Below are 8,935 nucleotides of genomic sequence, written 5' to 3'. Positions count from 1 at the left end.
AGTTAGTTTATATTTATAATAATGTTTTTATTTTATAAAAATATATTCTATATTTGAGTGATAAAAATGGATGAACAAATTGGTAGATTTGATGATATTATTAAAATTGATGATATAAATTATGCTATCTATAAAATTGGGGAATGGAAAAAAGATTATGAAATTAATCAGATTGGATTGTCCAATGAAATTCCTGTCTCAAAAAATACTGTAAATCATGTCAAATGGTCTATGGATGAAATCAGAAATTCTAAATTTTCAATCTCTGATAAAACTGTTAATGGGTTTGTGGCTATTGCATTGCAGTTAAATCCTAAAGTTCAGGAAATGGAACTGGATGATGTAATTTCACTTGAACAAAAGGAGTATGATGACATTATTGGTGAGTTGGGGGATTTGGAGCTATTGGATGAAGATGAATCAATTGAACTAGTAACTCCTGATTATCTCATTTACAAATTGGAAAAGGATTGTCATGTAACAACTTCAATTCCTGCAAATGATGCAGCTAAAAAACAGTTCAATGATGAACTTAAAAAAATTGAGGATGCCCTGGATTAGAAGGCATCTAATGTAACTTTTTTATCTCTTTTTAACTCGCGGGGAGGTTCAATTGCAACAAATTCAATACCTTCCTCTTCAATCATTTCCTGTGCATCTTCCATAAGTGAAGGTGCAACAAGCAGACCTCTTATATTTTTCTTTTGTGCCTGGCATTCCTTTAGGTAGTCATTATCGGTATTTTCAAAATCAAGAAGGTATCTTTTAAGCTGTTTTACTGCATTAACCCCGGCTTTACGCGCTTTAAGTTCAAGAATCATCAGGTTATTGTCACTGTCTTTACCTAAAATGTCAATAAATCCATGTTCGACACTGTATTCCCTTGCGGTTGGTGTGAAACCCTCTTCAATCATATGGGGTTTATCCATAATCATGTCGCCCATGTCCTTTTCATAACCTGCCTGTTCAAGCTCTTCAAAGTCTTCGATATTGGCATAGTTTATGAATTGAATCTGTCTTATTTCAACTGTCAGCAGTTCCTTCGGAGTTCTTCTTCTGCTTTCCAAAAATAGATTTTCGTTTTTAATGTATGCTCTTGTTTTTGATTTTGGCGGCTGCCAATTGACAGGTTCAACTTTTCTCTCCTGATGGATTAAAAATGCACCATCCGGTTTAATCATTATTATTCTTTCTCCCCAGTTGAGTTCACTTAATGCACGGCCTTCATAGTTGACTTTACAGCAGGCAAAAATCAGTATTGTTGCCCTTTTTCTTAAAGCTTCATAAACCAAATCGTATGCATCTTCGCAACTAGGTTTTTCCAAAATTTTATATTTCATCACAATAACATTGTTTAGATTAATTTAAATATTTTGTTTTCAATAGGAAATATTAGTCGATAAAATTCAGAGGAATAAAATGTTTGACGAGGAATTTTTTGAAAATGAAAAAAGGGATTTTACAATGGAGTCCTTTGAATTTCAAAATGGTGAAGTGTTGGAAAACGTAAAAGTAGAATACATGACTTATGGAACTCCGAAATATGATGAAAACGGCCTTATATGTAATGCGATATTGTATTGTTCAGGATCTCTGGGAAGCTTTGCGGGAATAAATAAAATTCTGCCTCTGTCTTTCGAAGGTTGTCCTTTTGATGCAAACAAATACTTTTTTATTAGTTTGACCGCATTGGGGTCTGCAGGGTCATGCTCTCCCTCTCAAACAGATTTGAAAAACAAATTTCCCAAATATTCCATTCTCGATGTTGTCAACTTTCAAAAACAGTTCCTCGCCGAAAAATTTAATATAAAACATGTTCTGGGATTGATTGGAAACTCAATGGGTGGTTTTGTAGGTTTAACACAGGCCATTGAATATCCAGATTTTCAGGACTTCATTATATGTGGAGTGAGCAGTTACAAGGTTGCAGGTCATGATTTTATATTATCAAGATTTGTTGATGAAATAATTCAATCCGACCCGGATTATGCTAAAGGTGAGCTTACATATTCATTAATCAGGACATTAAGAATTGCCTGTCTTGCGGAATTTAACTTCGGACTTTCCAAAGAGGCATTAAGAGCCAAAACAAATGATGAGCTGAGCATTGAATTTGAAGACTTTGGAAATGAAATGATTGAAACGGACATCTATGACTTGAAATACTGCAACAGGGCAAGCATGGAATTTGATGTCGAAAAGGACCTGGATAAAATTAAGGCTAACGTTTTAATTGTTTCCTGCAAGCAGGATCCTCATTTTCCGCCGGAACTTGACGGTATTCCAATGTCAAAAATGATAAAAAATTCCCAACTTATAGTGATGGATTCCGAACTGGGTCATTTGTGCTTCAACGAACTTGAAAACATTTCCTATGAATTAAAAGAGTTTATGGATGGTTTTGATGATTGTTGAAATTTCTGACTATGGTCAAATTGACGGTAAAAATTTCATAGATTACAAGGTTCTCGGATTATCTGATGATCAATTAAGATACCTGGAGCTGAATCTTGATGAAAAAATGCTGATTGATGGAAATACTTTAAAAATAACTATGTATTTTGATGATAATCTCTATCCTTTCCAAAGTGATGTTGCCAAAATTCGTATGGAGGATTTCATAGCCCGTGAGGAAATAGAGATGAATGTCTTTTTGTCAAGCTTTTTAGAAGACATGTAATTTATTTTTGTCTTGAAATTTGTTTTGATAACTTTTAAATATTTATTATAATATAAACTTTATTATACATTTTATTTAATTTTAGGGGAAAAGAAATGGTTATTCATGAGTCCATTCCAAGTTATGGTAAATATGTTCTGGATGAATTTGAATTTGAAAACGGTGAAGTACTTAAGGATGTTGAAGTAGAGTACATTGCAAGAGGAACTCCTGAATATGATGAAAACGGCAATATCATTAATGCTGTAGTATTCTGCCACAGATTCAATGGGAGTTGCCATTCCATAGATGACTTTTCCATGTTCTTCGCAGAAAATGGTTATTTCAATGAGTTTAATTATTTTTATATTTGTATCTCTTCACTGGGATTTCCAAATTCCTGTTCTCCTTCCACAACAAATTTGAAATATAATTTTCCAAGTTACACTATCTTTGACCGTGTCAATTTCAGAAGGCAATTTTTAAGGGAATATTTCAATATTGACCATGTTCTTGGAGTATTCGCCATTGGCCTTGGGGGCTTTGAAGCATATACCTGGGCGGTTGAATATCCTGATGAAATGGATTTCATTGTCGTCATGTACAGTTCATTTAAAACTTATGGATATCGATATGTGGCTTCAAAGGTCATTGATGGAATTATTGAATCATCAGATGAATATTATAATGAAATTTATAGTGAATCCCTATCAAGAATCACGGTTTCAATTTTTAAGTTAATATATTCAAATTATTTTTCCAAAAAGATATTCAGTACAATGAGCAATGACCAAATTGATGCGTTGATGGATGATTTTGTAGATGAGGGTTTATTTGCAGATATTTATGATATAAAATATCGAAACGACACAGTTTTGAATTATGATGTTGAAGACAAATTAGGTAACATTAAGGCAAAAACCTTGCTTTTAAGCCCAAGGGATGACATTTATTATACTCCTGAACTTGATACAATTCCTGCTCAAAAATTAATCAATGGTGCTCAGGTATTTATCTATGACTCAAAAAGAGATTATACTGATGAAGAAGATTTTTCACTGTTTACGGATGTTTTGATTGATTTTCTAAAAGATTTTGAAAAAAATAGAAAATAGTTAAAATTAACTATTTTGATGCATTGAGCATATGCTCAACCGCTTTTCTTGATTTGTCTGCCACGTCTTTTGGAAGTGTGACCTGAGGTTCTTCGTTAATCAAGGAGGCTTTGACTTTTTCCAATGTGTGCAGTTTCATTGTTTTACAGATTGCTCCTTCAAGTAATGGATACAGTTTTTTGCCCGGAACCTCTGAATTGATCCTTGTAATCATATCGACTTCAGTTCCGATTACGAATTCCTCTTTATCGCTTTCAGCAATGTATCTTAACATTCCTCCGGTAGACATTACCTTATCACAGGCGTTTTGAACTTCTATGTTGCATTCTGGGTGACAAATGATTTCTGCATTAGGGTATTCTTTTCTTTTGAGTTCAACGTCTTCAATATGGAATAATCTGTGGACGTAACAGTGTCCGTCTGAAGGTACGGGAATGATTTGTTTGTCTATTTTTTCAGCAACATGTGTTCCTAGGTTTTTGTCTGGTCCAAATAGAATTTTGTCATGAGGCAGGCTTTCTGTAACTTTTACAGCATTTGCGGAGGTACATAATGTGTCTGCATGCTGTTTTGCTTCGGCAATACTGTTTACATAGAGGATTATGCCTGCATCCAGATGTTCCTCTTTAGCTTTAAGTAGTTCATCTTCAGGCAGCATGTGTGCCATAGGGCATTCAGCTTCCATGGTAGGTATGACAATTTTTTTATCGGGATTTAAGATAAAAGCTGTTTCAGCCATAAAGTCAACTCCGCAGAATATGACCAGATCCTTGTCATCAATTTCAGATGCCTTGATGCATAATTCCAATGAGTCACCTAGGAAATCTGCAATTTCCTGGATTTCTTTTGGCTGGTAATTGTGTGCAAGTATTATTGCGTTTTTTTCTTCCTTAAGCTTTAAAATTTCTTCTTGAATTGAACTACTCATTCTTTTCACCCATTTTATTTATACATTTTCTAATGTCATTTGTAACTTTTAATTTATATTGGTCTTTATCATTTAAATCTATTACCCAAAATGACACTTTAACCCTTGCTTCCTCGAATTTGATTTCCTGTGAGAATACTATAGGTTTTGGTGTTTCGCTCACCGCTTCGTATCCGTTTATTATGTCAATAATTTTTTCGCTGAACTCTTCAACATCTATGTGGAGAGGCAATCCCACAATAATGTCTATTCTATACTTTTCAGGTCTTTTAAATAGCAGATAATAGTCATCTGTCAATGTGGAGTTTGGAACATGATTTTTGACTCCCATATCATCGACCACAACTGTTGATCTAAGGGAAATCTTTTCAACAAATCCTTTTTTGCCGTTCACTTCAATTGTGTCTCCAACTTTGACACTTCTTCCAAGAATAAGTATGATTCCTGAAAATAGGTTGGAAATGATGTCTTTTGCTGCAAAACTCACGGCTATACCGACAATTCCTAAACTTAAAAGTGTTCCTGTAAGGTCAATTCCAAATAACTGTAAAATAAGCATCAATGCAATGAAATAAATTGTATAGTTGATGATGTCTCGAATAAGATAGATTACAGTCATGTCATTCTTAAATCTTTTCATCTTTTGCATCAGAAATGCAATAAGTCTGGTTAAAATTGTTGCAGCTAAAATAACAATCAATATATAAATCATTGCTATTGCATCATCAATTAGTATAGTGTCCATAGTATCATCAAAGTTCTATATTCATAAAGTCATAAGCTATTTTTGTATTTTCAAAGATTTCACGGGCTTCATTCAGCAGAATCTTATAGAAGTCTCCGTTATATCTGGTGCTTATATGAGTTAATATAAGCTCGTTAGTGTTCGATTGTTTTGCAACGTATGCTGCATCAGCCGCAGTTGAATGGCCATGCTCTTCTGCATTTTCCTCATCCTGGGTTGAAAATGTTGATTCGTGTATCAGTATTGTGCTGTCTTTTGCAAATTCAATCAACTCTTCACAGGGCCGTGTATCTCCGGAATATGTAATTTTAATCCCCTTTCTTGGTTCGCCTAAAACCTGTTCCGGTTTTATGATTTTTCCGTCAACTTCAACCTCTTCGCCATTGTGCAATCGTCCGAAGGCAGGTCCGACAGGAACTCCGAGTTCTATTGCCTTTTCTCTTAAAAATCTAGGTTTTTTCTTCTCCTCAATTGAGTATGCCAGACAAGGGACATTGTGGCGTACCATCTGTGAGCGGATAATGTATTCGTCGGTTTCTTCTATGATTTCTGAACCGATTTCAATGAATTCGATTGGGTAGTCAAATTTACAGTATCCAAAGTTGAATATAGCATCCATGACCTTGCCCAATCCTTTAGGGCCGTAGATTGTCATTTTTTCTTCCCTGCCCTGCAGTCCCAATGACTGCAGCAATCCAGGCAAGCCTAAAATATGGTCGCCGTGAAAATGGCTGATGAATATTTTAGATATCTTCATTGGACTTACTTTAGTGTGAAGCATTTGTCTTTGAGCCCCTTCACCGCAGTCAAACAGCATCACGTCACCGAATGCCTTAAGGGCGATTGACGGATGATTTCTTTCTTTGGAATGAACTGCTGATGAAGTTCCTAAAAATATAATTTCCATAATTTAATCACTTTTATATTTATAGAAATACTATATAGTCATAAATATATTAAATTTTAGGTGATTTTTTGGATAAGATTATTCAATACATGCTTGATGAGGATAAAGGATTTGGGGATGTTACTTCTGAAGCGGTAGTTGATGAGGCAAAGGAAGTCGGCGCCCAAATAGTATCAAAAGATGATGGGATTCTGGCAGGAATTGATATTATACGGGACATTCTTGAGGAATATGGCGTAAATGTCAAGTTCTGGTTAAAGGAAGGAAGTAAAATCTCAAAAGGTGATTTGCTGCTTTCCTGCCAGGGTAATGCCCGGACAATTCTGCTTCTTGAAAGGACTGTCTTGAACCTGTCAATGAGGATGAGCGGTGTTGCCAGTGCAGCCAATCATTATGCAAATCTGGTTAAGGATTATGATGTCAGGGTTGCCGGAACACGTAAGACATCTCCTGCAATTGCGAAATTCGACAAGCATGCTTTAAGAGTTGGTGGGGCGGATACTCATCGCTTCGGCCTTGATGATATGGTCCTCATTAAGGACAACCATATCGCTGCCTGCGGCACTCCTTTGGAAGCCTTATTGAAAGCAAAGAAAAACGTTAGCTTTTCCAAAAAGATTGAAATCGAAGTGGAAACACTTGATGATGCCGTTGAATGTGTTAAAAATGGTGCTGATATCGTAATGCTTGACAATATGGGGCCAAGTGAAGTCAAAGATGTTCTTGATGAACTTTCAAAAATAGGTATTCGTCAAAATTCACTTATAGAAGTTTCAGGTGGAATCACTGATGAAACTATAGCGGATTATGCTAAATTGGGTGTGGACATTATCTCAATCGGCGCACTGACCCATTCATCAAGAAGCCTTAACTTCAGCATGAAATTTGATTAGATTCTTAATTTCAACACTTCTTTCAGCTCTTCATCATTCATTTCTGTCAGGAAGGTTTCATCGTTGCTGATGGCCTTTTTGGCCAAATCTGTTTTATGCTTGCTCATTGCATCAATTGCCTCTTCAAGGGTTCCTTTTGTAATGAATCTGTAAACCATCACGTCCTTGTCCTGGCCGATTCTATGAACCCTGTCTGTTGCCTGGTTTTCAACTGCAGGATTCCACCACAGGTCATAGTGAATCACATTTCTTGCAGCAGTCAGATTCAGACCGGTTCCACCAGTCTTGAGGGTTGCAACCAATATTTTATAATCTTTATCTTCCTGAAAAGTATCGATTACTTCTGTTTTTTCTTTTAAAGTTTGCGAACCATGTAAAAAAAGTACTTCTCTTTTGAATTTCTTTGAAATCAGGTTTTGAATGATTTTGCCCATTTCAACATACTGTGTAAAAATGATTACCTTTTCATCAGCACTCAGGATATTTTCCAGAATGTCAACAAGCAGTTCCATCTTTCCTGATTCCTTGATTGTAGGCTTTTTGATGTCTAAAAATTGAGCCGGATGGTTGCAGGTTTGCTTTAGTGCAGTCAAAATTTTTAGAATTATTCCTTTTCTCTGAATTCCCTTTGCATTTTCAATATCAAAGAATATTTCCTCCAAAATTGCATTGTAGAGTCTTATCTGCTTTTTGCTTAAAGTGCAGTATATGTCATTAACAAATTTCTCAGGAAGCTCCTTTTTAATGTCTTCATCGGTTTTCAAACGTCTTAGGACAAATGGTTTGGCTATTGTCTTCAGGTTTTCCAGTGTTTCTTCATCTTCCAGCTTTTCTATGGGCATTACATAGCTTCTTTTAAAGTCATCTTTAGTTGAGAGATATCCTTTGTTTGTAAAATCAAATATTGACCAATAGTCCATCAGTCTGTTTTCAATTGGTGTTCCGGTAAGTGCTATTTTTGATTTTGCCTTGATGCTTTTGATTGCTTTTGTTTGTTCAGTGTTGGGATTTTTAATGTTTTGAGCTTCATCAATTACACATAACTGCCATGTCTTATCTGTAAACATGTCCAGGTCAAGTCTCACAACTCCGTATGAAGTCAGGATGATGTCATAATCTTCCAGGGGGTAATATCTGTTTGATCCGTGATATATGAAATATGTCAGTTCAGGGGTGAATTTTTTGATTTCATTTTCCCAGTTTGAAATCAGGGTTGGAGGAACAATTATCAGTGTTGATTCAGTTTCCAGGCGATTGTTTTCTTTCAGATATAATATTGCGCTTAAAATCTGTATTGTTTTACCGAGCCCCATGTCGTCGGCAAGTATCGATCCGAATTCGTATTTGATGTTGTGGACTAACCATGAATAGCCAATCTTTTGATAGGGTCTCAGTTCACCGGTCAATGAGTTAGGAACATTATAAACTTTGGTTTCAGAAATTAGTTTTTTAAATTTTGCAAAATCAGTTTTGCTTAAATGTGGTCTGACTAAATTTTTTAATTGATTTGTCATTTTTCATTCTCTTTTAGTTTTATAATTGTTTAAGTCATGTTTTTTAATTATTGGTTTTAATTTATTTTTCAGGGCATGTAATTTAAAGTTATTATTAATTTATGATTTTTGAATTTATAAATCTTTTAATTTCAGTGTTAATGCTTCATTTAACTTTTTTGTGCAAGATTTCTC

The 8,935-nt window shown here is 35.0% G+C and carries 10 protein-coding genes; 5 read left to right on the top strand and 5 right to left on the bottom strand.

Annotation, left to right across the window (positions count from 1 at the left end; all coding sequences use genetic code 11):
• Nucleotides 1-66: 66 nt before the first annotated feature.
• Entirely contained in the window at nucleotides 67-561 is a 495-nt protein-coding gene (locus ACKI2P_RS10275) for a hypothetical protein (RefSeq protein ID WP_407377344.1), read from the top strand.
• Here the strand turns inward: ACKI2P_RS10275 and nucS are convergent.
• On the bottom strand, nucleotides 558-1,340 hold the full coding sequence (gene nucS, locus ACKI2P_RS10270; protein WP_407377343.1) for an endonuclease NucS: 783 nt from the start codon (nucleotides 1,338-1,340) through the stop codon (nucleotides 558-560). The two genes, ACKI2P_RS10275 and nucS, sit on opposite strands and share 4 nt — an antisense overlap.
• Before the next feature lie 79 nt (nucleotides 1,341-1,419).
• Between nucS and ACKI2P_RS10265 the strand changes: the two genes are divergently transcribed.
• From ACKI2P_RS10265 to ACKI2P_RS10255, 3 genes are all read left to right on the top strand, one after another.
• The gene (locus ACKI2P_RS10265; RefSeq protein ID WP_407377342.1) at nucleotides 1,420-2,415 is read left to right on the top strand and encodes an alpha/beta fold hydrolase; all 996 of its coding nucleotides are present in this window, start codon (nucleotides 1,420-1,422) and stop codon (nucleotides 2,413-2,415) included.
• On the top strand, nucleotides 2,405-2,680 hold the full coding sequence (locus tag ACKI2P_RS10260; RefSeq protein WP_407377341.1) for a DUF5750 family protein: 276 nt from the start codon (nucleotides 2,405-2,407) through the stop codon (nucleotides 2,678-2,680). The genes ACKI2P_RS10265 and ACKI2P_RS10260 overlap by 11 nt, the downstream gene beginning before the upstream one ends.
• A 95-nt stretch (nucleotides 2,681-2,775) precedes the next feature.
• Entirely contained in the window at nucleotides 2,776-3,774 is a 999-nt protein-coding gene (locus tag ACKI2P_RS10255; RefSeq protein WP_407377339.1) for a homoserine acetyltransferase, read from the top strand.
• A 10-nt stretch (nucleotides 3,775-3,784) separates the two neighbouring features.
• Here ACKI2P_RS10255 and nadA read toward each other — a convergent pair whose 3' ends face one another.
• Genes nadA through rnz form a run of 3 tightly spaced genes read right to left on the bottom strand, consistent with a single transcriptional unit; the run spans nucleotide 3,785 to nucleotide 6,354 of the window.
• On the bottom strand, nucleotides 3,785-4,702 hold the full coding sequence (gene nadA, locus ACKI2P_RS10250) for a quinolinate synthase NadA (RefSeq protein ID WP_407377337.1): 918 nt from the start codon (nucleotides 4,700-4,702) through the stop codon (nucleotides 3,785-3,787).
• Entirely contained in the window at nucleotides 4,695-5,447 is a 753-nt protein-coding gene (locus ACKI2P_RS10245) for a mechanosensitive ion channel family protein (RefSeq protein ID WP_407377335.1), read from the bottom strand. The genes nadA and ACKI2P_RS10245 overlap by 8 nt, the downstream gene beginning before the upstream one ends.
• A gap of 7 nt (nucleotides 5,448-5,454) precedes the next feature.
• Nucleotides 5,455-6,354, bottom strand: coding sequence for a ribonuclease Z (gene rnz, locus ACKI2P_RS10240; RefSeq protein ID WP_407377333.1), 900 nt, complete (start codon nucleotides 6,352-6,354; stop codon nucleotides 5,455-5,457).
• A 68-nt stretch (nucleotides 6,355-6,422) separates the two neighbouring features.
• On the opposite strand from rnz, the gene nadC reads away from it, so the two are divergent.
• The gene (gene nadC / locus ACKI2P_RS10235) at nucleotides 6,423-7,247 is read left to right on the top strand and encodes a carboxylating nicotinate-nucleotide diphosphorylase (RefSeq protein ID WP_407377332.1); all 825 of its coding nucleotides are present in this window, start codon (nucleotides 6,423-6,425) and stop codon (nucleotides 7,245-7,247) included.
• On the opposite strand, the gene ACKI2P_RS10230 is transcribed toward nadC, so the two are convergent.
• Nucleotides 7,244-8,761 (bottom strand): DEAD/DEAH box helicase, encoded by a 1,518-nt coding sequence (locus ACKI2P_RS10230; RefSeq protein WP_407377331.1) that lies wholly within the window; start codon nucleotides 8,759-8,761, stop codon nucleotides 7,244-7,246. The two genes, nadC and ACKI2P_RS10230, sit on opposite strands and share 4 nt — an antisense overlap.
• Between the last annotated feature and the right edge of the window lie 174 nt (nucleotides 8,762-8,935).

The sequence above is a fragment of the Methanobrevibacter sp. genome (assembly GCF_045541095.1).
In the GTDB taxonomy this organism is placed as follows: Archaea; Methanobacteriota; Methanobacteria; order Methanobacteriales; family Methanobacteriaceae; genus Methanocatella.
This window is presented reverse-complemented; position numbering and strand designations above follow the sequence as displayed.

Coding starts and splice junctions, on each gene's coding strand:
- ACKI2P_RS10275 (WP_407377344.1), top strand. CDS start 67: ATGGATGAACAAATTGGTAGATTTGATGATATTATTAAAATTGATGAT.
- nucS (WP_407377343.1), bottom strand. CDS start 1,340: ATGAAATATAAAATTTTGGAAAAACCTAGTTGCGAAGATGCATACGAT.
- ACKI2P_RS10265 (WP_407377342.1), top strand. CDS start 1,420: ATGTTTGACGAGGAATTTTTTGAAAATGAAAAAAGGGATTTTACAATG.
- ACKI2P_RS10260 (WP_407377341.1), top strand. CDS start 2,405: ATGATTGTTGAAATTTCTGACTATGGTCAAATTGACGGTAAAAATTTC.
- ACKI2P_RS10255 (WP_407377339.1), top strand. CDS start 2,776: ATGGTTATTCATGAGTCCATTCCAAGTTATGGTAAATATGTTCTGGAT.
- nadA (WP_407377337.1), bottom strand. CDS start 4,702: ATGAGTAGTTCAATTCAAGAAGAAATTTTAAAGCTTAAGGAAGAAAAA.
- ACKI2P_RS10245 (WP_407377335.1), bottom strand. CDS start 5,447: ATGGACACTATACTAATTGATGATGCAATAGCAATGATTTATATATTG.
- rnz (WP_407377333.1), bottom strand. CDS start 6,354: ATGGAAATTATATTTTTAGGAACTTCATCAGCAGTTCATTCCAAAGAA.
- ACKI2P_RS10230 (WP_407377331.1), bottom strand. CDS start 8,761: ATGACAAATCAATTAAAAAATTTAGTCAGACCACATTTAAGCAAAACT.